22 protein-coding genes are annotated in these 21,685 nt (G+C 71.3%); 13 read left to right on the plus strand and 9 right to left on the minus strand.

Translation table 11 applies throughout. The annotated features are described in order from the left end of the window. The first annotated feature begins 62 nt into the window (after window positions 1-62). Complete coding sequence (locus tag ACYVIP_RS04090) at window positions 63-1,634, plus strand: ABC-F family ATP-binding cassette domain-containing protein (protein WP_460392114.1); 1,572 nt, start codon at window positions 63-65, stop codon at window positions 1,632-1,634. A gap of 48 nt (window positions 1,635-1,682) precedes the next feature. Here the strand turns inward: ACYVIP_RS04090 and ACYVIP_RS04095 are convergent, their stop codons facing one another. Then, a complete protein-coding gene (locus ACYVIP_RS04095) occupies window positions 1,683-2,240 on the minus strand; it encodes a TetR/AcrR family transcriptional regulator (RefSeq protein WP_460392116.1) in 558 nt (185 codons plus the stop codon). 75 nt (window positions 2,241-2,315) lie between these two features. Here ACYVIP_RS04095 and ACYVIP_RS04100 point away from each other — a divergent pair, with 75 nt between their 5' ends. Then, complete coding sequence (locus ACYVIP_RS04100) at window positions 2,316-2,915, plus strand: hypothetical protein (protein ID WP_460392118.1); 600 nt, start codon at window positions 2,316-2,318, stop codon at window positions 2,913-2,915. Window positions 2,916-2,938: 23 nt separating this feature from the next. Here the strand turns inward: ACYVIP_RS04100 and ACYVIP_RS04105 are convergent, their stop codons facing one another. Both ACYVIP_RS04105 and ACYVIP_RS04110 read right to left on the minus strand, forming a co-directional pair. Continuing rightward, a complete protein-coding gene (locus ACYVIP_RS04105; protein ID WP_460392120.1) occupies window positions 2,939-3,859 on the minus strand; it encodes a glycosyltransferase in 921 nt (306 codons plus the stop codon). A 114-nt stretch (window positions 3,860-3,973) separates the two neighbouring features. After that, entirely contained in the window at window positions 3,974-4,699 is a 726-nt protein-coding gene (locus ACYVIP_RS04110; protein WP_460392122.1) for an ANTAR domain-containing protein, read from the minus strand. Between the two features lie 102 nt (window positions 4,700-4,801). On the opposite strand from ACYVIP_RS04110, the gene ACYVIP_RS04115 reads away from it, so the two are divergent. The 5 genes from ACYVIP_RS04115 to ACYVIP_RS04135 all read left to right on the plus strand — a co-directional run bounded on the left by ACYVIP_RS04115 (window position 4,802) and on the right by ACYVIP_RS04135 (window position 9,136). Beyond that, on the plus strand, window positions 4,802-5,260 hold the full coding sequence (locus ACYVIP_RS04115) for an anti-sigma factor antagonist (RefSeq protein WP_460392124.1): 459 nt from the start codon (window positions 4,802-4,804) through the stop codon (window positions 5,258-5,260). A 120-nt stretch (window positions 5,261-5,380) separates the two neighbouring features. Continuing rightward, the gene (locus ACYVIP_RS04120) at window positions 5,381-5,953 is read left to right on the plus strand and encodes a hypothetical protein (RefSeq protein WP_460392126.1); all 573 of its coding nucleotides are present in this window, start codon (window positions 5,381-5,383) and stop codon (window positions 5,951-5,953) included. A 63-nt stretch (window positions 5,954-6,016) separates the two neighbouring features. Further along, on the plus strand, window positions 6,017-7,363 hold the full coding sequence (locus ACYVIP_RS04125) for a DUF2252 domain-containing protein (protein ID WP_460392128.1): 1,347 nt from the start codon (window positions 6,017-6,019) through the stop codon (window positions 7,361-7,363). A 188-nt stretch (window positions 7,364-7,551) separates the two neighbouring features. Then, window positions 7,552-8,457, plus strand: a complete 906-nt coding sequence (gene ligD / locus ACYVIP_RS04130) for a non-homologous end-joining DNA ligase (protein ID WP_460392130.1) — start codon at window positions 7,552-7,554, stop codon at window positions 8,455-8,457. Between the two features lie 241 nt (window positions 8,458-8,698). Further along, on the plus strand, window positions 8,699-9,136 hold the full coding sequence (locus tag ACYVIP_RS04135; protein ID WP_460392132.1) for an STAS domain-containing protein: 438 nt from the start codon (window positions 8,699-8,701) through the stop codon (window positions 9,134-9,136). Window positions 9,137-9,139: 3 nt separating this feature from the next. On the opposite strand, the gene ACYVIP_RS04140 is transcribed toward ACYVIP_RS04135, so the two are convergent. Next, a complete protein-coding gene (locus ACYVIP_RS04140) occupies window positions 9,140-10,927 on the minus strand; it encodes a thiamine pyrophosphate-requiring protein (RefSeq protein WP_460392134.1) in 1,788 nt (595 codons plus the stop codon). 106 nt (window positions 10,928-11,033) lie between these two features. Between ACYVIP_RS04140 and ACYVIP_RS04145 the strand changes: the two genes are divergently transcribed. The 3 genes from ACYVIP_RS04145 (at window position 11,034) to ACYVIP_RS04155 (ending at window position 12,811) form a co-directional block, all read left to right on the plus strand. Then, window positions 11,034-11,378 (plus strand): DUF5313 family protein, encoded by a 345-nt coding sequence (locus ACYVIP_RS04145; protein WP_460392136.1) that lies wholly within the window; start codon window positions 11,034-11,036, stop codon window positions 11,376-11,378. Between the two features lie 83 nt (window positions 11,379-11,461). After that, window positions 11,462-11,944 carry an SRPBCC family protein gene (locus ACYVIP_RS04150; RefSeq protein WP_460392138.1) on the plus strand — a complete coding sequence of 161 codons (483 nt, stop codon included), beginning with the start codon at window positions 11,462-11,464 and terminating at the stop codon, window positions 11,942-11,944. 81 nt (window positions 11,945-12,025) lie between these two features. After that, the gene (locus tag ACYVIP_RS04155; protein WP_460392140.1) at window positions 12,026-12,811 is read left to right on the plus strand and encodes a DUF899 domain-containing protein; all 786 of its coding nucleotides are present in this window, start codon (window positions 12,026-12,028) and stop codon (window positions 12,809-12,811) included. 8 nt (window positions 12,812-12,819) lie between these two features. Here ACYVIP_RS04155 and ACYVIP_RS04160 read toward each other — a convergent pair whose 3' ends face one another. After that, window positions 12,820-13,713, minus strand: coding sequence for an NAD(P)/FAD-dependent oxidoreductase (locus tag ACYVIP_RS04160; RefSeq protein ID WP_460392142.1), 894 nt, complete (start codon window positions 13,711-13,713; stop codon window positions 12,820-12,822). Window positions 13,714-13,786: 73 nt separating this feature from the next. Here ACYVIP_RS04160 and ACYVIP_RS04165 point away from each other — a divergent pair, with 73 nt between their 5' ends. After that, on the plus strand, window positions 13,787-14,362 hold the full coding sequence (locus tag ACYVIP_RS04165) for a helix-turn-helix domain-containing protein (protein ID WP_460392144.1): 576 nt from the start codon (window positions 13,787-13,789) through the stop codon (window positions 14,360-14,362). Here ACYVIP_RS04165 and ACYVIP_RS04170 read toward each other — a convergent pair. Together ACYVIP_RS04170 and ACYVIP_RS04175 are read right to left on the minus strand one after the other, a co-directional pair. Next, complete coding sequence (locus tag ACYVIP_RS04170; RefSeq protein ID WP_460392146.1) at window positions 14,359-15,726, minus strand: MFS transporter; 1,368 nt, start codon at window positions 15,724-15,726, stop codon at window positions 14,359-14,361. The two genes, ACYVIP_RS04165 and ACYVIP_RS04170, sit on opposite strands and share 4 nt — an antisense overlap. A gap of 66 nt (window positions 15,727-15,792) precedes the next feature. Then, entirely contained in the window at window positions 15,793-16,881 is a 1,089-nt protein-coding gene (locus ACYVIP_RS04175) for a glycoside hydrolase family 99 protein (protein WP_460392148.1), read from the minus strand. A gap of 278 nt (window positions 16,882-17,159) precedes the next feature. On the opposite strand from ACYVIP_RS04175, the gene ACYVIP_RS04180 reads away from it, so the two are divergent. Beyond that, window positions 17,160-17,828, plus strand: a complete 669-nt coding sequence (locus tag ACYVIP_RS04180; protein WP_460392272.1) for an ABC transporter ATP-binding protein — start codon at window positions 17,160-17,162, stop codon at window positions 17,826-17,828. Then, window positions 17,825-20,014 carry an FtsX-like permease family protein gene (locus tag ACYVIP_RS04185; RefSeq protein WP_460392150.1) on the plus strand — a complete coding sequence of 730 codons (2,190 nt, stop codon included), beginning with the start codon at window positions 17,825-17,827 and terminating at the stop codon, window positions 20,012-20,014. The genes ACYVIP_RS04180 and ACYVIP_RS04185 overlap by 4 nt, the downstream gene beginning before the upstream one ends. A gap of 128 nt (window positions 20,015-20,142) precedes the next feature. Here ACYVIP_RS04185 and ACYVIP_RS04190 read toward each other — a convergent pair whose 3' ends face one another. Together ACYVIP_RS04190 and ACYVIP_RS04195 are read right to left on the minus strand one after the other, a co-directional pair. Beyond that, the gene (locus ACYVIP_RS04190; protein WP_460392152.1) at window positions 20,143-20,427 is read right to left on the minus strand and encodes a hypothetical protein; all 285 of its coding nucleotides are present in this window, start codon (window positions 20,425-20,427) and stop codon (window positions 20,143-20,145) included. 223 nt (window positions 20,428-20,650) lie between these two features. Beyond that, window positions 20,651-21,664, minus strand: coding sequence for a zinc-dependent alcohol dehydrogenase (locus ACYVIP_RS04195; protein ID WP_460392154.1), 1,014 nt, complete (start codon window positions 21,662-21,664; stop codon window positions 20,651-20,653). Between the last annotated feature and the right edge of the window lie 21 nt (window positions 21,665-21,685).

Consider the following 21,685-nt stretch of genomic DNA (forward strand, 5'->3'; position numbering starts at 1 on the left):
CTGATCAAGTCTAGTATGACGCTCGACCACTAGACCAACGTTCTAGAAAGGGACCAACGTTCGTGGGTCATGTCGAGGTCGCGAACCTCACCCAGACACTTCCCGACGGTCGGCCGCTGCTCGACGACGTCTCGTTCCGGATCGGCGCCGGCGTGGTCGCGGGCGTGGTCGGCCCGAACGGCGCCGGCAAGACCACGCTGCTGCGGCTGATCGCCGGCGAGCTCGCCCCGACCGAGGGCGAGATCACCACCAGCGGCGGGATCGGGGTGCTGCGCCAGTTCGTGGCCGCGCCCGGGACCACCGTCGGCGAGCTGTTGCTGTCGGTCGCGCCGGCCAGGGTGCGCGCGTCGACCGCCGCGCTCGCCGCCGCCGAACGCGCGCTGTCCGACGACGAGCGCGACCAGCTCGCCTACGCCACCGCGCTCACCGAGCACGTGGACGCCGGCGGCTACGACCTCGAGGTCGTCTGGGACGCCTGCACCACCCAGGCCCTCGGCCTGCCCTTCGCCACGGCCGCGCCCCGCGAGGTGGCGACCCTGTCCGGCGGTGAGCAGAAGCGGCTCGTGCTCGCCGCGCTGCTGCGCGGACCCGACGAGGTGCTGCTGCTCGACGAGCCGGACAACTACCTCGACGTGCCAGCCAAGGAGTGGCTGGAGGAGGCGCTCGCCGCGAGCACCAAGACCGTGCTGCTGGTCTCGCACGACCGCGCGCTGCTGGCCAACACGACCACGCGGGTGGTCGCGGTGGAGGACCGGGACGTGTGGGTGCACGGCGAGGGCTTCGGCACGTTCGCGCCGGCGCGGGCCGAGCGGGTCGCGCGCATCGACGCGCGCCGCCGGCAGTGGGCCGAGGAACACCGCAGGCTGCGCGACCTGGCCAACACCCTGCGCCAGACCGCCGCGCGCAACGACGCGGTCGCCTCGGCCTACCGCGCGGCCCGCTCCCGGCTGGCCAGGTTCGAGCGGGCCGGGGCGCCGCGCCGGCCGCCCAGGGAGCAGCGGGTGCGGATGCGCCTGCGCGGCGGCCGGACCGGCAAACGGGCGCTGACCTGCACCGGCCTGGCGCTGACCGGGCTGACCGAGGCGTTCGACCTCGAGGTGTGGTTCGGCGAGCGGGTGGCGGTGCTCGGCGCGAACGGCACCGGCAAGTCCCGGTTCCTCGCGCTGCTCGCCGGGGCCGACGTGCCACACGATGGGGTGGTGGACACCGGCGCGCGGGTACTGCCGGGACATTTCGCCCAAACCCACGCCCGCCCCGACCTGTACGGGCGCACGCCGGCCGAGATCGTCGTCGACGGCCTCGGTCTGGACCGCGACGACGGGATGTCGGCGCTGGCCAGGTACGAGATCGCGCCGGCGTGGAACCAGCCGTTCGAGACGCTCTCCGGTGGGCAGCAGGCGCGGCTGCAGATCCTGCTGCTGGAGCTGACCGGCGCGACCATGCTGCTGCTCGACGAGCCGACCGACAACCTCGACCTGGCCAGCGCGGACGCGCTGCAACAGGGGCTGGCCGAGTTCACCGGCACGGTGCTGGCGATCACCCACGACCGCTGGTTCGCCGCCGACTTCGACCGCTACCTGCACTTCGGCCGGGACGGCCTGGTCAGCGAGACCACCGAACCCCGCTGGCGGTGATCCGGACCAGCCGCGCGTTCCGCGGGCGCTGGCCGCCGACGAGCTTGGCTAGTCGGGCAGGGTGCTGAAGGCGGCCAGCACGGTGTCCACATAGGACGTGATGTCGGCGGGCGCGGCGGCCGACCGGTGCAGTGCCGCGGTGCCGAGATAGACCGCGTAGCTGGCGGCCGCGAGGGTCGCCGCGCGGTCGGCGGGGTGCCCCAGTTCGCGCAGCGCCGCCTCGATGCCCGCGATCCGCCTGCGGGTGACCCGCTCCACGACCGCGCGCACCGCGGGGGTGTCCGCGTCGACGGCCAGGCGCAGCGCGACCGCGCCGCCACGACCGCCGGTGAACGCGGCCGCGACGAGCAGCCGGAGCCGGTCGACCGGGTCGGCCACCTCGGCCAACGCCGGCAGGACCTCGTCGGTCTCGGTGCGCTCCCACCGTTCCAGGGCCGCGACGAGCAGCGCCTGGCGGTTGTCGAACAGCCAGTAGAAGCTCGACTTCGAGGCCTTGAGCCGGGCCGCGACCGGCTCGACGGCGACGGCGGGCAGGCCGCCGTCGGCCAACGCGTCCAGCGCGGCGTCGGCCCAGTCCTCCCGGGTGAGGCGCGCGACACGAGGCACGGGTGCACTCTACGCACCCGTTCTGTACGGTGGCGTTCAGAACGTTCTGTACGCCACCGTCCAGAAGGGGTTCTCATGGACAGCCCGCTTACCGACCTCATCCCGAACCCTCGGCTGCGCGAGTTCCATCAGCGCCGGGTCGAGCAGCCGCCCGACGTCGTCTGGCAGGCGCTGGCCTCGTTGTCCCCGCAGGACATGACCGCGATCCGGGTGCTGATGAGCGTGCGCGCGCTGCCGGCCGCGTTCGGTCGCCGGCCCCTGGCCGAGCCGGCGACCATGCTCGACACCATGCGCGAGCGCGGCTGGTTCGACCTGGCGAGCGATCCCGGCCGCCTGGTGGTGATCGGCTCGATCGGCCAGTTCTGGCGGCTTCGGCCCGGTCAGTGGCGACGTGACTGCCCGCCGGCCGAGTTCCGCGCCTACGCCGAGCCCGGGTTCGCCAAGTCGGCGACGGCGTTCGAGCTGATCGCCGACGGGGACGCCACGATCCTGCGCACCGAGACCAGGGTGACGGCAGACGACCAGCGCGCGCTGCGCCGGATGTCGGCGTACTGGGCGCTCATCCGGCCGGTCAGCGGGCTGATCCGCCGGCTGATGCTGCGGGCCATCGCCGGCCGGGCCGATCGACTCGCACCCGCCAACCGCCGGCTCGAGCCCGGGCCCGCGGTGCCCTGAATGACCCGTTCAGGGCACTGGGGCTAGGCCGCCTCGGCGTGCGGCAGGCTCGCGGCCTCCAGCAGGTCGGAGACCCGGTGCGCCGAGCCCGCGGCCCTGACCAGCGCGCGGACCCGGCGGGCCTCGGCCCTGGTCGGCTCGTCCACCGCGAGCCGGGACACCGTGCGCCGCAACGCCTCCGGCTCCAGGTCGGGCAGCGCCACCAGCACGCCGAGGCCGAGCCCGGCCGCCCTGGTGGCGTCGCGGTGCTCGGCCGGGGTGCGGGGCGCGAGCACCAGCGGCGTCGCGTGGCGCAGGCCGGCCGCGATCCCGGCCAGCCCGCCGTCGGTCAGCAGCACGTCGGCGTGGGCCAGCGCGGCGAAGCCCCGGCCGGTCGCGGTGACGTTGGCCGGCAGGTCGGCCGGCGCGTCCTCGGTGCACAGCAGCACCTGCCAGTCCGACCCGGCGAACGCGGTCGCCAGCGTCGCGACCGGCACGTCGTCGTGCGCGACCGCGAGCACCGGCCGCTGGTCGGTCGGCGTCCACTCGGCGAACACGGTGCCCCGGCCGGCCGGGTGCACGTACAGGTAGTCCAGGCCGTAGGACCGCTCCGCCGGCCAGGCCACCACGCCGCCGTCGGCGAGGTTGGTGTGCGCGACGGCGATCCGCGCGCCCCACTCCGCCGCCAGTTCCCTGGCCGCGTCGTGGGTTCGCGGGTCGCACACGATCAGGTCGACCCGACCCCTGGCCAGGAAGTCCGGCCGGTCGCGCAGGTTGCGCTCGTCGCTGCCGTAGCGCAGCAGCACAACACCCGAGTCGGCGTCCTCGTCGGCGAACGGATCGCTGGTCGCGAACGTCACGGTGTGTCCGCGACGGCCGAGTTCCTCAGCTACCGCGAGCGTCAGGTAGAGGTGGTCGGTGTCGGGACGGCTGAGGAACAGCACGTGCCGGAACGACGATCCCATGTCGGCCTCCGTTGGCTGGTCTGATTCCGACGTTAGATCCGCGTTCTCGGGTGTGCCTCAATTCTCGGTCCAGTGCACGTGCTTTCCCGGAGAAGATGCGGTAAAGGGAGCCGGTCAGCCGTCGGTCAGCGCGTGCTTGTCCAGCGCGTCCTCGAAGCGGCCGTTCTCGTGCGCCTCCACCAGGAGTTCGGCCAGGTCACGCAGCTTGGTGTTGCTGTTCTGGGACGCCGTGCGCAGCAGGTCGAACGCCCGGTCCGACGGGTGGCCGAAGTGGCGCATGAGCATGCCCTGGGCGCGGCCGACCAGCGCCCTGGTGTGCAGCGCGGTGCGCAACTGACCGACCATCTGGTTGCTGTCGTGATAGAGCGACGCGTTGTCGAACACCACGCCCGCGTGCAGCGTGAGCAGCAACACCACGTCGTAGCCGAGCTCGCCGAACTGGCCGGGGTCGCGGGAGAACAGCGTGAGCACCGCGGTCTCCGCGCCGCCGGTGGACAGCGGCAGCGCGAGGCAGCCGCCGAACCCGGAGTTGAGCAACCGGGCGGAGAACGCCGGCCAGCGCTGGTCCTTGCCGGCGTCCTCCAGCCTGCGGGGCTCGACGAAGGTCAGCGCCTCGACGATCGGGCCGGGGTCCAGCGGGTCCAGCTGAGGGGTGTCGTGCCCGGCGACGGTCTCCACCGCCTCCGCGGAGCGGACCGTGATCGTGGCGGCCGCGCAGCCGGGGACGGTGCGCGAGATCCGCTCGATGAACCGGTCGAGGGTGGCGCCGAAGTCGTCGGCCTCGACCAGCCGGGTGACCTCGGCCAGTTCGTGTGCCACGGTCAGTAGTTCGTCTGCCATTCCGCGAAGTGTGCTTCGCGCACGCGTGCCCAGCAAGCTAAGGTGGTCACAACCTCACGGTTACGCAGTCAGCCGTGTCCTCTTGCCGCCTCGGAGGCCCACATGGCTGACTTTTTTGTGCTCCCGACCCACGATTACCGCGCCAGGTGGCGAAGACGGGTGCGCGTTCAGCCGCCGCGGCGACTGGTGTTGCGGACCAGCTGGCCGGGGCCGGGCGTGGTGGTGATCTCAGTGGACGGTGACATCGATCTGGCCACCCGGGCCGAGTTGGCGAGCGGGCTGGCCATGGCCGCGACCGATCCGGAGCTGCGGCTGCTGGTGTGTGACCTGACCCGGGTCGGCTTCCTCGCGTGCGCGGGGGTGTCCGTGCTGGCCGAGACGCGGTCGGAGTTGGCGGGGCGGGGTGCGGCCATGCGGGTGGTGGCCACCGATCCGGTCGTGGTGCGGGTACTGGCGGTCACCGGTCAGCGCGAGTCACTCGGCGTACGACCGCGCCTGCGGGCCGCGCTCGCCGAGTTCCCCACCCGACCAGGCGACGCTGACCTGCACTGTTCCCGCTAACCGAGGTCCACACCACCGCCCCCGCCACCCCCGCACGGGGGTTGGACTCGCGGGTGGTCCATTGTGGACTGTGGAATGTTCCGGTTCGTGGGGGTGCGGGGGGCGGTTAGGGTTCCGGGTGTGCTGACGCGACTGTGGAGTCCGGCTGGGTTCGTGCTGGTTCTGTTGCTTTTCCTGCTGCCGTTTGTCGGAGTGTCCTGTTCGGCCGACGGGGTCGGCTCGATGGAGGCCGAGTTCACCGGGTTCGACCTGGTCACCGGTGGCGAGCCGACGTTCGACACGACCAGCCCCATCGCCGACATGGTCGCGTCCGACCAGGCCGAGATGCCATCGACCGGTGTGGTGGTGCCGGCGGTGTTCGCGCTCATCCTGGTCGTGGCGGGCGCCGGTGCCGCGCTGGTCGCCCGGCCGAGGACCCGCGCGCTGGCCGGCGCGGCGGCCGCGGCGCTGGCGGCGGTACTGCTGGCGGTCATCCAGCTGTTCGCCGAGTCGAGCCTGGTGAACAGCATCGTCGACAGCTCGGCGGTCATCGCCCAGTCGACGCCGATCGACCTGGCGCCGGTGGTCGACGAGACCTATCTGGCCGACGCGGTCTCCGCGCGGATCGGCTTCTGGTTCTGTCTCGGACTGCTCGTGCTGATCGCGGCCGGGAACCTGTTGGCCGCCGCCCGCTCCCGCGCGCCATCGTCCTGACCCGGGATGGGTGCCTTCCCGCCGAATCGATGGCAGGGTGGGGACCGACAACGGGAGGGGCACATGGCGGGCGCGGTGGAGCGGATCCGGGAACGCGGCGAGCAGGCGCGGGAGAAAGAGATCGTCGAGGTGCTCGTGGACGCCTTCGACGAGTTGATGCGCGCCGACCCGGTGGCCTTCCGGCGCAAGTTCCGCAAGATGGCCGCGGCGCCGTTCGCGTTCTACCGGGGCACCGCGTGCCTGTTCTACGCCGACATGGTCCGCGAGGACGACCCGTGGGCCGACGAGCGGACCAGCCGGATCTGGATCCAGGGCGACCTGCACGCCGAGAACTTCGGCACCTATATGGACTCCTCCGGCACGCTGGTGTTCGACGTCAACGACTTCGACGAGGCCTACCTCGGCTGTTTCACCTGGGACCTCAAGCGCCTGGCCGCGAGCGTGGCGCTGATGGCCTGGACCAAGGCGACCTCCGACCGCGACATCGCCTCGCTGATCGGCACCTACCTGCACGCCTACGTCCGCCAGGTGCGCGCCTTCGCCGACAACCCCGGCGACGAGATGGTCCGGCTGCACCTCGGCTCGACCGACGGCATCATCCACGACGTCCTGTTGCGGGCCAGGCTGCGCACCCGGATCGACCTGCTCAGCACGATGACCACGATCGCCGAGTACGAGCGCCGGTTCACCAGGGGCATCGGCGTCCGCGAGCTCGACGACACCGAGCGCGCCGCCGCCCAGCACGCCTTTGAGTCCTATTTGGACACAATCCCGCAGGCCAAGCGGTTCGGCGCGAGCACCTACCTGGTCAAGGACATCGTCGGCCGGTCGGGCTTCGGCATCGGGTCGGCGGGGCTGCCCGCCTACAGCGTGCTGGTCGAGGGGCGCACCCAGGCGCTGGAGAACGACGTGCTGCTGTCGATGAAGCAGGGCAACATCGCCGCACCGAGCCGGGTGGTCGACGAGCGGCGGATCCGGGAGTACTTCGACCACGAGGGCCACCGCACCGCGGTCTCCCAGCGCGCCCTCCAGGCGCACGCGGACCCGTGGCTCGGGCACACCGAACTGAACGGTGTCGGGTTCGTGGTGTCCGAACTGTCCCCGTACACCGCCGATCTCGACTGGTCGGAGCTGACCGAACCCGCGGAAATGGCCCCGGTGCTTTCCTACCTCGGCCGGGCGACCGCGAAAATGCACTGCGTCTCCGACTCGGATTCCGAACAATCCCTTGTGGACTTTCAGGTCGAGGAGGCCATCGCGTCGGTGATCGACGACGAGGACGCGTTCGTCGAAGCGGTCACCGGTTTCGGCATGGCCTATGCCGAGCAGACCCGCCATGATCACCGACTGTTCGTGGATGCCTTTCGTGGCGGCCAGATCCCCGGCATCAGCTCGGCGGACCCGGCCTGACCAGGCACGCTCACCCGACCCGCACGTGCACCTGCACGGGAATCGCCCGCCGGGGTATGTGCACGAGCAATTACCACGGCCGACCGCCCGTATCTCGGGCCGTGTCCGGTCGTTGGAGGAAATGTGCGTTCGGCTGATTGTTCGATCGGATATGCCACCGTAACCACCGACCATCGGCGGGCGGCGCCATGAACGGCTGGCGCGACCCCATGCTCGCCACCGTTACCGACCGCCGGTTCTCCGACGAGAACTGGATCTTCGAACGCAAGCTGGACGGCATCCGTGCACTGTCCATAAGAGACGGATGGCGGCCACAGCTGTGGAACCGCAACCAGAAGCGGATCGACGACAGCTTCCCCGAACTGATCGACGCACTGGCAGAGCTCGGCGGCCGGCGGTTCGTCGCCGACGGCGAGATCGTCGCCCTGGACAGCGGGAACGGCCGGACCGACCCGCTGGCGCAACGACCGGGCACGCGGGTCGGCTACTACCTGTTCGACCTGCTCTCCCTCGACGGCCAGGACCTCTGTGGACAGACTTTGCGGCGGAGAAAGCTACTGCTGCGCAACGCTTTCGACTACCGCGAGCCGCTCTTCTACTGCGAGCACCGGGACCGCGACGGCGAGGCCTACTACCAGTACGCCCGCGCGCAGGGCTGGGAGGGCCTGATCGCCAAACGGGCCGACTCCCCCTACCGCGCCGGACAGTCGAGCGACTGGCTGAAGTTCAAGTGCGTGCGCGACCAGGAGTTCGTCGTCGGCGGGTTCACCGACCCGCAGGGCTCGCGCGCCGGCTTCGGCGCGTTGCTGATCGGCTACCACGAACACGGCAGGCTGCGCTACGCCGGCAAGGTCGGCACCGGCTACGACCACGCGACCCTACGCACGCTGCGGGCCAGGATGGACCTGATGACCCAGTCCGAGTCCCCGTTCGCCGACGAGGTCCGCGAGCCGACCGCCCACTGGATCCGCCCGGAACTGGTGATACAGGTCGGTTTCAGCGAGTGGACACGGGAGGGCCGGCTGCGCCACCCCCGCTACGGCGGCTTACGCACCGACAAGCCGGCACCCGATGTCGTGCGGGAAACCCGATGACCCAGCGTCAACGGTTACCCCGGGTGGCCTCGACGACCGTCCGTAGTGTCCTCTATGGACAATCTGTGGTTGCCGTCCCTCAATAGGCTTTGACCCGACCACCGGGCTTGAGTTGTCCGGCACGGGCGCATAACGTGGGATGAAGCGCGGTTGAGTGACCAGCCACGCATTCAGGTAGCGGTGTTCTGAACGGAAGTGCGCCTCCGCTGCTCGTCACTCAAACGAGATGAGGCGTTCGCTGATGTTTGACACCTCGATCTGGGTCGGCGGTGACTCCCGCACCCCGCGCCGGCGTGACCATCGCCCGCTCCGCGCGCAGTTCTTCGAGATCGACGTGCGACGGCGTCCCGACCACCCGGTGGTCGCGCACGTGATCGGTCCAGTCGACCTGCTGACCGCGCCCGAACTCCGCCTGTGCGTCGAGGACAACGTCGGCGACAGGCGCGGCCTGGTGCTCGACCTCAGCCGCGTGAACTTCCTGGCCGCCTCGGGACTGTCGGTGCTGACCGACACCGAGGAGCGGGCCAACCGGGAGCGGCTGGCCTGGGCACTGGTGGTCAACAGCCGCCCGGTCATCCGCCCGCTCGACCTGCTCGGCCTGCGCCAGCGGCTGCCGACCTACCATTCCGTGCTCGCCGCCATCTCCGCCGTCGCCGGCGTCGTCGGCTGTTGTCACTGATTCCTACCGGCCGCCGAGCAGCTCGGCGGCCTTGGTACGCAGGCCCTTGGTGATCACGTCCCACGCGTCCGGGTCGCCCTTGAGCAGTGCCTCGGTGGTCGACCTGAGCTGGTCCATGGTCGTGTGCGGCGGGATCGGCGGGATGTCCGGGTCGCAGTGCACGTCCAGCACCACCGGGCCGTCCGCGGCCAGCGCCCGGTCCCACGCCGGGCCGAGGTCCTCGACCGTCTCCACGGTGATGCCACCAAGGCCGATCGCGCGCGCGAAGTCCGCATAGGACACATCGGGCAACGTCTGGGACTCGGCGAACTTCGGCGCGCCGCCGAGCGCGCGCAGCTCCCAGGTGACCTGGTTCAGGTCGTTGTTGTGCAGCACGCAGACCACCAGCCGCTGATCGGTCCACAGGTGACGGTAGTGGCCGATGGTGAGCAGCTCGGCCAGCCCGTTCATCTGCATGGCGCCGTCGCCGACCAGGGCGATCACCGGCCGTGACGAGTCGGCGAACTTCGCGCCGATGGCGTACGGCACCGCGGGGCCCATGGTCGCCAGCGTGCCGGACAGCGATCCCCGCATCCGGCCGCGCATCCGCAGGTTGCGGGCATACCAGTTGGCCGCCGAACCGGAGTCGGCGGTGATCACCGCGTCCTGGGGAACGCGCCGGGACAGCTCCAACACGATGCGCATCGGGTTGATCGGGTCCGCCTCGACCATCGCCTGGCGCTCGATGATGTCCCACCAGCGCGCCACGTTCGACTCGACCTCGGTGCGCCATGACCGGTTCTCGTTGCGGGCCAACAGCGGGATCAGCCTGGTCAGCGTGCTCTTGGCGTCGCCGACCAGGTTCACCTCGGTGGGATAGCGCATCCCGACCAGCCGACCGTCCACATCGAGCTGCACGCCGCGCGCCTTGCCGTACTCCGGCAGGAACTGCGAGTACGGGAAGCTCGACCCGATGATCAGCAGGGTGTCGCAGTTGGCCATCAGGTCCCAGCTCGGCCGGGTGCCCAGCAGCCCGATCGAGCCGGTGACATACGGCAGGTCGTCGGGCAGGACATCCTTGCCCAGCAAGGCTTTCGCCACCCCGGCACCGGTGAGCTCGGCCACCTTGCGCACCTCGTCGGCGGCGTTGCGCGCGCCCTGACCGACCAGGATCGCGACCTTGGCGCCCGCGTTGAGCACCTCGGCCGCCCGGCCGATCTCGTCCTCGGCCGCGACGGCCACAGTGGACGGATGGCTCGGCGGGCTGGACGGCACGTGCTTGAACTCGTGCCGAGGCGGGTGATAGGCCTCCTCCTGCACGTCGGCCGGGATGATCAGCGCGGTCGGCGCGCGGGAGGCCTGCGCGGTGCGCATCGCCCGGTCAAGGGCGTTGGGCAACTGCTCCGGGACGTTGACCTCGACCAGGTACTCGCTGGCCACGTCCTTGAACAACGCCTGCAGGTCGACCTCCTGCTGGTAGGAGCCACCCATGGCGCTGCGCGCGGTCTGGCCGACGATGGCGACCACCGGGACGTGGTCGAGCTTGGCGTCGTAGAGACCGTTGAGCAGGTGGATCGCGCCCGGACCGGAGGTGGCCAGGCAGACCCCGACCTTGCCGGAGAACTTGGCGTAGCCGACCGCCGCGAGCGCGGCCATCTCCTCGTGCCTGGTCTGCACGAACCTCGGCCGGTTGCCGGCCTCGCCGAACGCCACCACGATGCCGTTGATGCCGTCGCCGGGGTAGCCGAACACCTGCTCGACTCCCCAGTCCCGCAACCGGGCCAGCAGATAGTCACCCACGGTCTCACTCACGTCGGTCGCCCCGTGACATTGATTCGCTCGCAAGCTCGCTCATACCAGCCTGGCTACCCCTGTAACGACAGGACTATGCGGACCGATAGTGGGTATCCCAGCCGGCATGGAGCGCCCGAACGCCCTTCAGTGGGTCCACTACGCCTTCGGCGGCCGGTTGCCCGACCGCTACCGCGACTGGGTGCTGCACGACACCACCTCGCGCAACTGGCTGGGGCGCTACGTGTTGCGGGTGCTGGTGGAGACCCTGCCCTGGTTGATCGCCGGGTTCGTGGTGCTCATGCTGATCACCCCGCTGCCGGCCGGCATGGTGCTGAGCGCGCTGGCGATCGGCCTGGCCACCACCCTCTACTTCACCGTCACCAGCGCGGACGAGCTGACCGAGGCGCGGTTGGTCAAGCACGGTTTCCCCGCGGGGACCGGCAAACGAACGCGGGCCGCCCGACATTAGGTCGCGCGCCGACGTGTCAGGCCGGCTCGCTCGGGTAGTCCTTGCGCACGGTCCCCAACCGAGACAAGGAGTTGTATTCCGCAGTGACCACTATCGAGAAGTCAGTCGATGTGCACACCCCGGTGCGGACGGTCTACAACCAGTGGACACAGTTCGAGTCGTTCCCCCAGTTCATGGAAGGCGTGGATCGGATCCGCCAGGAGACGGCGACCAGGACGCACTGGGAAACCAGTATCGGCGGGGTAACCAGGGAGTTCGACGCCGAGATCACCGAACAACACCCGGACGAGCGGGTCGCCTGGCACACCGTCGACGGCCCCCGGCACGCGGGCGTGGTGACCTTCCACCGGATCGACGACCGCACGACGCGGGTGCACCTGCAGATGGAGTACTCACCACAGAGTCTGCCGGAGAAGGCCGCCGCCGCGTTGGGCGTCGTGTCCAAGCGCGTCCAGGGCGACCTCGACCGGTTCAAGGAGTTCATCGAGCGGCGCGGCGCCGAGACCGGCCAGTGGCGGGGCGAGGTGTCCCGGCCTGCCCAGGACGGCGGCACGCACCTCCGTTAGCCGATTCCGTCAGGGGCATGATGAACACCGCTGTGACCCAGCGGTGTTCATCGCTGTCGAGCGCGTAGGAGGGTACCCAACATGTCGTCGCCGGAAATGTCGTTGCCGGAGATCGTGCCGGAGCAGGACTGGCTCCAGGCAAGGAAAACCTTGCTGGCCAAGGAGAAGGCCGCCACCAGAGCGCGCGACGAGCTGAACGCGCAACGCCGGGCGCTGCCGATGGTGCGGGTGACCAAGCCCTATCTGTTCGACGGCTCGCGTAGTCTGCTCGACCTGTTCGCCGGTCGCCGTCAGCTGATCGTGCACCATTTCATGTGGATCTGGGACATCGCCGAGGACGGCACGGAGATCCCGCGCGACACCGGCTGCCCGAGCTGCGCGGGAGCCGCCGACAACATCGGCAACCTCGCCCACCTCAACGCGCGGGACACCACGCTGGTGGCGGTCTCCCGCGCCCCGGCGGCGAAGATCGGCCCGTTCCGGGAGCGCATGGGCTGGCGGTTCCCCTGGTACTCCTCGGCGGGCAGCGACTTCAACTACGACTTCCACGCCACGATCGACGAGCGGGTGGCCCCGGTGCTGCTGAACTACCGCACCGAGGAGGAGCTGGCCGAGACCGGCGTCCACTGGGGCCCCGCCAACCGCGGCGACTACCCGGGCCTGAGCACGTTCCTGCGGGTGGACGACGAGGTCTTCCACACCTACTCGACCTTCGCCCGCGGCTTGGAGCAGCCCGGCGGCACGCACGCCTACCTCGACCTGACCGCGCTGGGCCGCCAGGAGCAGTGGGAGCGGCCGCCGGGCCGCGCGACCGCGCTCGGCGTCCAGGCGGGCAGCACCGACGTGCGCTTCCACGACGAGTACTGAGCGCAGCCCTACCGCGCGGGCACCGCCACCGGACCGAGCACCAGCTCGGTGTTCAGCATGGCCGAGGTGAACGCGGCCGCGCCCGCCGAGGAGGCCACGTTCTGCATCGGGTCGACGACGTTGCCCACCGCCCACACCCCCTCGACGCTGGTGCGGCCCGCGGCGTCGACGCGCACCCAGCCCTGGTCGGTCAGCTCGCAGCCAAGCTCACGCAGCAGCCCGTCGACCGGCACGAACCGGGGCGCCACGAACAGCGCGGCCCTGGCCACCAGCCGGCCGTCGGCCAGCCGGACCCCGGCGAGCCTGCCCTGCTCGGCGACCGCCTCGGCGACCACGCCCCGCTCGACCGCGATGCCGCGTTCCGCGAGCCGCGCCAGCTCCTCGTCGGTCGGCTGGTAGCCGTTGGTGAACAGCACGGTGTCGGCCGACCACTCGCGGATCAGCACCGCCTTGTCGACGCCCTGCGGCCCGCCGGCGAGCAGCCCGAGCGGCTGGTCGGCCACCTCGTAGCCGTGGCAGTACGGGCAGACCACCACGTCGGTCCCCCACAGCTCGGCGAGCCCGGGGATGTCCGGCAGCTCGTCGCGCAGCCCGGTGGTCACCAGCAGCCTGCGCGCGGTGAGCACCCGCCCGCCGGCCAGCGTCACCGCCAACCCCGGTCTGGCCGACACCACCCGGTCCTCGACCAGCTCGACGCCGTAGCGGGCCACCTCGGCCCGGCCGGTGGCCAGCAGCTCGCCCGGCGGCATGCCGTCGCGGGACAGGTAGTCGTGCATGGCGCTGGCCCGCGCGTTGCGCGGCTCCCCCGCGTCGACCACCACCACCCGTCGCCGCGCCCGGCCAAGCGTCAGCGCCGCGGCCAGTCCAGCCGGTCCGCCGCCCACGATCACCACGTCGTACATCGACGATCACCTCCACCGACAGCATGCGTTCCAAGTTTCGACAATGACAACCTTCGTTGCCGATACTGGGAACATGGACGAGATCGAGAACACCCTCGCGGAGGTCGGCAGGCGGCTGCGCCGGATCCGGGCCGCCCGGGGCGTCACCCTCACCGAGCTGGCCGCCGCCACCGGCATCTCGAAGTCGACGCTGTCCCGGCTGGAGTCCGGTCAGCGCAGGCCGAGCCTCGAGCTGCTGCTGCCGATCTCGGCCGCCCACCAGGTGCCGCTCGACGAGCTGGTCGGGGCGCCCAAGGTGGGCGACCCGAGGGTCCGGATGGAGCCGCGCCGGATCGGCGACCGCACGGTGGTCGCGCTGACCAGGCAGCCGGGCGGCCCGCAGGCCTACAAGATGATCATCCCGGCCGGCCGGTGCGACCCCGACCCGCGCACGCACGAGGGCTACGAGTGGCTCTACGTGCTCTCCGGCAGGCTGCGCCTGGTCCTGGCCGAGCACGACGTGGTGCTGACCCCCGGCGAGGCCGCCGAGTTCGACACCAGGCTGCCGCACTGGTTCGGCGCGGCCGACGACGCGCCGGTGGAGATCCTCAGCCTGTTCGGCAAGCAGGGCGAACGGATGCACGTGCGCGCCCGGCCGCGAACGCCCTAGGCGGGCACCGGTTCGGGGGCGGGTTTGTTGTCCACGCCGGGGATGCCGCGCCCGCGCAGGGAGCAGGCCCTGGTCTCCGGTACGAACACCAGCGCCACCGCGCCGACCACGCACGCGCCCATCAGGTAGTAGGCGGGGAACAGCAGGTCACCCGTGGCGTTGATCAGCGACTGGTTCACGAACGGCGCCGTGCCGCCGAACAGCGAGGTGGAGATGTTGTAGGCGATGGCGAACCCCGCGTACCGCACGTGGGTCGGGAACATCGCCGGGAACATCGCGGAGATGGTCGACAGCTGGGGCACGTAGAGCAGTCCCAGCACGGCGAACGCGATCACCGCGCCGCCGAAACCCTCCTCCATCAACTGGAACATCGGGATCGCGAGCACGAACAGGCCCACGATCGAGATCCACCACAGCGTCTTTCTGCCGACCTTGTCCGACCACGCGCCGGCGAAGGGCACCAGCGCCATCATCGCCAACTGGCCGATGATGACCAGCACCAGTGTGCTCGCCGTGGTCAGCCCGATCTCGTTCTCCAGGTAGGTCGGCATGTACGCGAGCAGCGTGTAGTTCACGATGTTCAGCGTCACCACCAGCCCGCACAGCAACAGCAGCGGCCGCCAGTAGCCGAGCAGGTCGTGGAAGTGTTTCCTGGCCTTGCGGTCGATCCCGCCCTGCGCGGCCGCCTCGCGGAACACCGGCGTGTCCTCGAGTCTGCTCCGCAGGTACAGCCCGATCAGGCCGAGCGGCGCGGCCACCAGGAACGGCAGCCGCCAGCCCCACTGTGCCATGTTGTCCGCGCCGACGATCCGCTCGACGACCAGCGAGAGCGTCGCGCCGAGGGTGAACCCGCCGAGCGTGCCGAACTCCAGGAAACTGCCGTAGCGGCCGCGTTTGCGGTCCGGCGCGTACTCGGCCATGAACGTCGCCGCGCCGCCGTACTCGCCGCCGGTGGAGAAGCCCTGGATCATCCGCAGCAGGATCAGCCCGATCGGCGCGAAGATGCCGATCGTCACGTGCCCTGGCAGGATGCCGACGCAGAAGGTGGCCCCGGCCATCATCAGGATGGTCGTCGCCAGCACCCGCTGGCGGCCGAGGCGGTCGCCGAGCGGCCCCCAGAAGATCCCGCCGATCGGCCGGATCAGGAACGACACCGCGAACACCAGCAGACTGCCCAAAGTGGACGCCGCGCGGTCCTCGCTGGGGAAGAACGCCTCGCCGATGTAGACGGCGGTGTAGGCGTAGACGCCGTAGTCGAACCACTCGGTCGTGTTGCCGATGGCCGAGGCCGCGATCGCGCGGTGCAGGGTCCTGCGGTCCGGCTCCGTCGTCGTGGCGGCGTCACCGCCCGGTCGTTCCGCCATTGCCCAACCTCCTGCCGAAGCGCCAAGCGCTCGGCGGAGTACCCACGTGTCACATGTGGACAAACCTCACGATCGTGGGCCGCGAACGGAAACCCGGGCCGCCTCGAACTCCGCCACCCAGTGCGCGGTGCGGTCCAGATAGGCGGTCTCGGCGTCGGCGCCGGTCCGGCCGTAGGCGCCGTCGTAGGTCTGGTAGCCGAAGCCGGCCGGCGGGTTGCCGCTCGCCGGCTCGATCGTGGACCCCTCGTGCCACTCGTTGAACGAGGTCACCGACACCCAGGTCGGCACCCCGCCGGTGGCCGGGTCGAGCGCGTTTCCCCACTGCTGGTCGTACATCGCGCCCTCCGCCCGGTCGACGGTCGGCGTGGTGTTGCCCGGCACCGCGCGGTCGTCGAGATAGCCCGGCGCGACCGACGGCGACCAGATCAGCCCGTTGGCCTTCGCGTACTCGCCCGCGCTCTCCCAGCCGGGCGCGGTGGCGCCGGCGATGCCGTCGTAGGTGTACAGGCCGGAGAAGTGCGCGATCCGCGAGGTGTCGGTGGTCTGCGCGAGCACGATGCTGTTGTCGGTCACCGCGTCCAGTGCCGCCCAGTCCGCGTCGGGCACCGACAGGCTGGAGAACACGTAGTACGCGCCCTTGCCGCCGTGCTCGGCCGACCGGAAGAACGCCGGGTGGTCGCCGTAGGTCGCGTTGACGTACTCGATGTCGTCCACAGTGGACGCCGCGGACCGGCCGCCGTACGGCTCGAGGTGCCAGGCGACCTTGATGCCGTGCCGAGCGGCGGCGTCCAGCACGCCGCTGGCCAGACTGTCCTCATAGGACCCCTGGCCCCACCAGCTGTAGACGATCACCCCGGCGCCGGACTGGCGCACCCACGCCATGTGCCGCTCGACCACGCCGAGGTAGTCGCCGGAGTCGTAGGGTCCCTCGGTCGGGTAGAAGTCCGCGCCGATGTCGGTCGGCGGGGTGTGCCCGCCCTGCGGCCAGTGCCGCCAGCTGCCGTGCAGCTCCGGGCTGCCGTACCAGGGGTAGTAGAACAGGTGCACGTTCGGCGACAGGTCGGCTCTCGGCCCGGGCGCGGCGCTGACCACACCGGGGGGCAGCAGCAGCGCCAGCGCGAGCACGAGGGGAAGCAGACGTCGTCGGTGCGGCATCGGAGTCTCCGGCTTCGTCGCAGGGGGAGCCGAACACATCGAGCGTAACGCCGCGATTCGCAAAAAGTCTAGCAATCTACCGCAAGAATAAGACTTTCGTATGCAAGTAAGCCTCCTGGCCGATCGGTTGATCGCCCATCGGCCGATCGGCCGAGGCGCGGGCTCCCTGACCTGGCCATCTGCCCGAAGTGCTGACCGGGTGTTCTCCTCCAGGCTGTGCCGCCAGGAGATCAGACCACCAACGGTGAAGGGGAACCCAGGTGCACACGGAACCGCCGCTGCTGAGCGGCCGGGGACTGGTGAAGCGCTACGGCGGCCAGCACGCGCTCGCCGGCGTCGACATCGACATCAACGCCGGGGAGGTGCTGGCGATCGTCGGCCCGTCCGGATCGGGGAAGACCTCGCTGCTGCACGTGCTCGCCGGCATCCTGCGGGCCGACGACGGGCAGGTCAGCCTTGGCGGACAACGCATCGACCAGCTCAACGAGACCAAGCGCAGTGAGCTGCGGCGAACCGAGTTCGGCTTCGTCTTCCAGTCGGGGATGCTGGTCGCCGAGCTGACCGCGGAGGAGAACGTGGCGTTGCCGCTGCTGCTCGGCGGCCGGGACCGGGCCACCGCGATGACCGCGGCGAACGAATGGCTGGCCCGCCTCGGCCTTCAGGGCAAGGAACGCCGCCGGCCGGGCGAGCTGTCCGGCGGCGAGGCGCAGCGGGTGGCCATCGCGCGGGCGATCGCGCACCGCCCGAAGGTGATCTTCGCCGACGAGCCGACCGGCGCGCTGGACACCAGGACCGGACACGCGACCGTGAGCGCGCTGATCGACTCGGCGCTGGGCACCGGCACCGCGGTGATCATCGTGACCCACGACCGCGAGCTGGCCGCGTCGCTGCCGCGCACGGTGTCCATCCGGGACGGCCGGATCGAGCAGCCGGTGCCGGCGTCGTGAACCCCGTCGGTCTGGCCATCCGGGTGCTGCGCGCCGACCGCCGCACCCAGGTCGCCACCCTGCTGACCGCGGTCGGCGTCGCGGTGGCCACCGCGCTGGTCCTGCTGTTGACGAGCCTGCCGTTCGCGACCGAGCAACGCGCGGAACGCGCCCTGTGGCAGGAGTCCGTCTACGACCGGGCGACCGACTCCGGGGGGACGGTGAGCTGGAGCTCGAGCACCGACGAGGTCGACGGCCAGCGAATCACCCGGGTGGACGTCGCACCGCTGGTCGATCCGGCGGAGATCGCGCTGCCGCCGGGGATCGACCGGCTGCCCGGCCCCGGCGAGCAGCTCCGTTCGCCCGCGCTGGCGGAGCTGGCCGACAGCCATCTGCCCGAATACCTCGCCGACCGGTTCGACGCGAAACCGGTCGGGCTGCTCGGCGACGAGGCCCTGCGCTTCCCCGAACAGCTCGTGGTGCTGGTCGGGCATACGCCGGACACCATGCCCGTGTCCTCGGTCGAGCTGACCACGTTCGCCGGTGGCGACGCGGAGGTCGACGAGTTGCTCGCGTTGCTCGCCGGGGTGGGCCTGGTGGTGTTGCTGGTGCCCAGCCTGGTGCTGGTGGCCTCGGCCTCCCGGCTGATCGCCGCCCGCCGCGAGCGCCGGCTGGCCGCGTTGCGGCTGGCGGGGGCCACCCCCGCGCAGGTGACCGGCATGGTGGCCGCGGAGACCGGGATCGCCGCGATCGCCGGCGCGCTGCTCGGGGTGGCGATCTCCCCGCTGCTGCACCAGTTGGCGACGATGGTCCCCTGGGACGGCGGCACCTGGTTGGCCGGCGACTTCGTGCTCGCGCCGCTGCCGGTGGCCGGGATCGCGGTGACGCTGGTGGTGCTGGTGGTCGGCGCCGCGATGGCCGGGCTGCGCCGGGTGGTGACCGCGCCGCTGGTGGCCGCCGGGGGACACACCCGCAAACCGCTGTCGATGTGGCGGCTGCTGCTGGTGCCGGCCGCGGTGGCGCTGTTCTTCCTGACCCTGGACAACGCCGGCCAGACCGGGGCGTTCGTGCCGATGCTGGTCGCGCTCGGGGTGCTGATGTGGTCGCCGACCGTCGTCGGGCCGTGGCTCACCTCGGCGTTGGGCGGGGTGTTCGTGCGGTCGTGGCGCAGGCCGGCGGCGCTGTTGGCCGGCAGGCGACTGCGCGACGACCCGAAGGCGGCCTACCGGGCGTCGGCCGGGGTGGTGCTCGCGACGTTCGCCGGGTCGATGGCGCTGACCCTGATGCCCAGCCTGGAGTCGGAGTCCGGGTACTACAGCCAGTACCGCGAGGAGGTGCTCTACCTGAGCACCGACGAGGAGCGGGCGGCCGGGATCGTCGCGGCGGTGAACCAGCGGCTCGCCGGGTACGACGTGGCGGACCGGGCGTTCGGCGTGGCCGAGGTGGAACTGAATGTCGGCGACAACTTCGCCACCGCGATGCTGGTGACCTGCGCGGACGCCGCGCGGCTGCTGCCGGGGATGGACGGGGTCAGCTGTCGGGACACCCCGGCGATCTACGCCGGCTCGACCATGGTGGACCTGTCCGACCCGTCGTTGCCGCTGCCGAAGAACGCGCCGCTGGTGACGGTGGCCCAGCCGGACCAGGTGGTGATCGATCCCGCGCTGTGGTCGGCCGACACGCCCGTGCTGGGGGTGACCGTGGCGGTGCCGGCCGACGACCGGACGCGGGAGACCGTGCGCACCGCGCTGCTCGCCGGGTCGGGGGGTGAGCAGGTGATGAGCAAGGAGATGATGCTGGGTCAGCAGGACACCCAGCTCGCGGACCTGCGCCGGGTGACGGTGATCGGCCTGGTGGCCGCGTCGCTGCTGGCCGGGGTCAGCGCGGCGATCGCCACCGCGGGGTCGGTGATGGACCGGCGGCGCACCTTCGGCGCGCTGATGGCGGCCGGTACGCCGGTCCGCACGCTGGCGCGGGCGTTGCGGGCGGAGGCCGCGCTGCCGGCGCTGGTCGCGACGATCGGCGCGGGCGCGCTCGGCACGGCCGTCGGGGTCGGGCTGTTCGGCCTGGTGTCGGGCAGTGCGGCGGTGTTCAGCCCCTGGCTGGCCGCGCCGATCGCGCTCGGCGCGCTGGTGGCGCTGCTCGCGGCCTCGGTGTGCGCCCCTGCCCTACGCCGGGTCCGCGCCGAACCGCTGGCCGAGGAGTGAGACGAGTCCGGGGCCTGCCGCCATTGGCAGGCCCCGGACTCGGAATGCGGTGTCGCCGTAGTGCAGCGAAGGGCTCCTTCACTGCACTGGACGCAGCGAAGGGCTCCTTCGCTGCGCCGGACGGGGACCTATGGGAGTAGGGCGGTGCGGACTTGGGTCAGGGCCGTTGCGGCTTCGGGGAGGCGGCCTTCGCGCAGGAGGGCGGCGGCCTGGCGGACCGCGGTGGCCTGCTCGCGGACACGGGAGATGTCGCCGCAGGTGGCGCAGCGGACCAGTGCGGTCATCAGGTCCTCTGCGGCGAGGTCGCCATCGGTGTCGGGCGCACTCAGTCTCGGGAGCACTCCGTCGATGCCGACGAGTAGGTCGTGTCCGGCCCGTGGTCGGATGTCCGGTACCGCGTCCTTGATTGCCATGATCCAAGCCTCTCCTTTGAAGCGTTGATCGGTAGCGGCTGAGTGCCTCCACATTGGACCACCAAACGCGACCCGGATGAACACGGCCCCATCGAGTGATGATCATCGCTGGCCAGCCGGGTGAACACCGAATCTGGGGCGTGCCAACCGATCCCGTCCGAGTACTTGATCCCCCGGGCGGGGGACGGTCTCGGCTACGCCCGGTACAGACCGGCCGGAAACGTCACCGCCGGGGGTCGACCTGGACCTTCGGCGCCGCGCCCCACTCCGCGCGCCGCTCGCCCGCCAGCACGCCGGCCACCTCGGCCAACCCGACCGTCGCCGCGACCAGCGGCCGGGGATCCACCGCGCCGCCGGTGAACCGCTCGATCACCCCGGCCAGCCCACCTGACCCGCTCAGCACGCCGACCGCGGTCAGGTCCCGGAACACCAGCTCACGGCTGTCGATCGGGCACGGCTCGCCCGCGATCCCGATGAACACGACCCGCCTGCCCGGCTCGACCAGCTCGATCGCCCGCGCCGGCAGCGCGGCCGCCCCGGAGGCGTCGATCACCGCGTCGAAGGGCAGGTCCGGCAGCGTCGCCGCGGTCCACGCCGACGGAAAACCCAGTGCCCGCGCGAAGTCCAGGGACGACTCGTGCGCGCCGAGCAGGTGCGTCTCCACCCCGTCGGCCGCCGCGAGCAGCGCGCACAGCAGCCCGATCGTGCCCGGACCGAGCACCAGCAGCCGCTCCCCCGGCGCCAGCGCCGCCCCGCGCACCGCGCGCAGCGCGTTGCCACCCGGCTCGACCAGCGCGCCGACCGTATCGTCCACAGTGGACGGAAGACGGTGCAGCGCGCGCACCGGCACCGGCAGGAACTCCGCCAACGCGCCCGGCCACCCGCGCCGGATGCCGATCTCGAACCGCTCGGCGCACAGGTGCTGGCGGCCACCGACACAGCGCGCGCAGTGCCCACAGCCGAGCATGGTGTCCCCGGTGACCCGCGTGCCGGTCCAGGCCGGGTCGACCCCCGGCCCGACGGCGGTCACCACGCCGGCCCACTCGTGCCCGATCCGCAGCGGATAGGCCGCCTGCCCGGTGTGCAGGTAGGACATCTCGCCGGTGAAGAACTCCGCGTCCGTGCCGCACACCCCGGCCCGCCCGACCGACACCACCACCTCATTCGGCCCCGCGACCGGCACCGGCACCCTGGCCACCTCGGCCCGTCCCGGTCCGGTCACAACGAAGGCTCGCATCGTCGCGACGGAGGTAGCGTT

It is taken from the genome of Actinophytocola sediminis, from assembly GCF_054779715.1.

What these genes read in the sequence shown, in the direction of transcription:
- ACYVIP_RS04100 (WP_460392118.1), top strand. Translation starts at nt 2,316, where the DNA reads ATGGACAGCCCGCTTACCGACCTCATCCCGAACCCTCGGCTGCGCGAG.
- ACYVIP_RS04105 (WP_460392120.1), bottom strand. Translation starts at nt 3,859, where the DNA reads ATGGGATCGTCGTTCCGGCACGTGCTGTTCCTCAGCCGTCCCGACACC.
- ACYVIP_RS04110 (WP_460392122.1), bottom strand. Translation starts at nt 4,699, where the DNA reads ATGGCAGACGAACTACTGACCGTGGCACACGAACTGGCCGAGGTCACC.
- ACYVIP_RS04115 (WP_460392124.1), top strand. Translation starts at nt 4,802, where the DNA reads ATGGCTGACTTTTTTGTGCTCCCGACCCACGATTACCGCGCCAGGTGG.
- ACYVIP_RS04125 (WP_460392128.1), top strand. Translation starts at nt 6,017, where the DNA reads ATGGCGGGCGCGGTGGAGCGGATCCGGGAACGCGGCGAGCAGGCGCGG.
- ligD (WP_460392130.1), top strand. Translation starts at nt 7,552, where the DNA reads ATGAACGGCTGGCGCGACCCCATGCTCGCCACCGTTACCGACCGCCGG.
- ACYVIP_RS04135 (WP_460392132.1), top strand. Translation starts at nt 8,699, where the DNA reads ATGTTTGACACCTCGATCTGGGTCGGCGGTGACTCCCGCACCCCGCGC.
- ACYVIP_RS04145 (WP_460392136.1), top strand. Translation starts at nt 11,034, where the DNA reads ATGGAGCGCCCGAACGCCCTTCAGTGGGTCCACTACGCCTTCGGCGGC.
- ACYVIP_RS04155 (WP_460392140.1), top strand. Translation starts at nt 12,026, where the DNA reads ATGTCGTCGCCGGAAATGTCGTTGCCGGAGATCGTGCCGGAGCAGGAC.
- ACYVIP_RS04160 (WP_460392142.1), bottom strand. Translation starts at nt 13,713, where the DNA reads ATGTACGACGTGGTGATCGTGGGCGGCGGACCGGCTGGACTGGCCGCG.
- ACYVIP_RS04165 (WP_460392144.1), top strand. Translation starts at nt 13,787, where the DNA reads ATGGACGAGATCGAGAACACCCTCGCGGAGGTCGGCAGGCGGCTGCGC.
- ACYVIP_RS04170 (WP_460392146.1), bottom strand. Translation starts at nt 15,726, where the DNA reads ATGGCGGAACGACCGGGCGGTGACGCCGCCACGACGACGGAGCCGGAC.
- ACYVIP_RS04175 (WP_460392148.1), bottom strand. Translation starts at nt 16,881, where the DNA reads ATGCCGCACCGACGACGTCTGCTTCCCCTCGTGCTCGCGCTGGCGCTG.
- ACYVIP_RS04190 (WP_460392152.1), bottom strand. Translation starts at nt 20,427, where the DNA reads ATGGCAATCAAGGACGCGGTACCGGACATCCGACCACGGGCCGGACAC.
- ACYVIP_RS04195 (WP_460392154.1), bottom strand. Translation starts at nt 21,664, where the DNA reads ATGCGAGCCTTCGTTGTGACCGGACCGGGACGGGCCGAGGTGGCCAGG.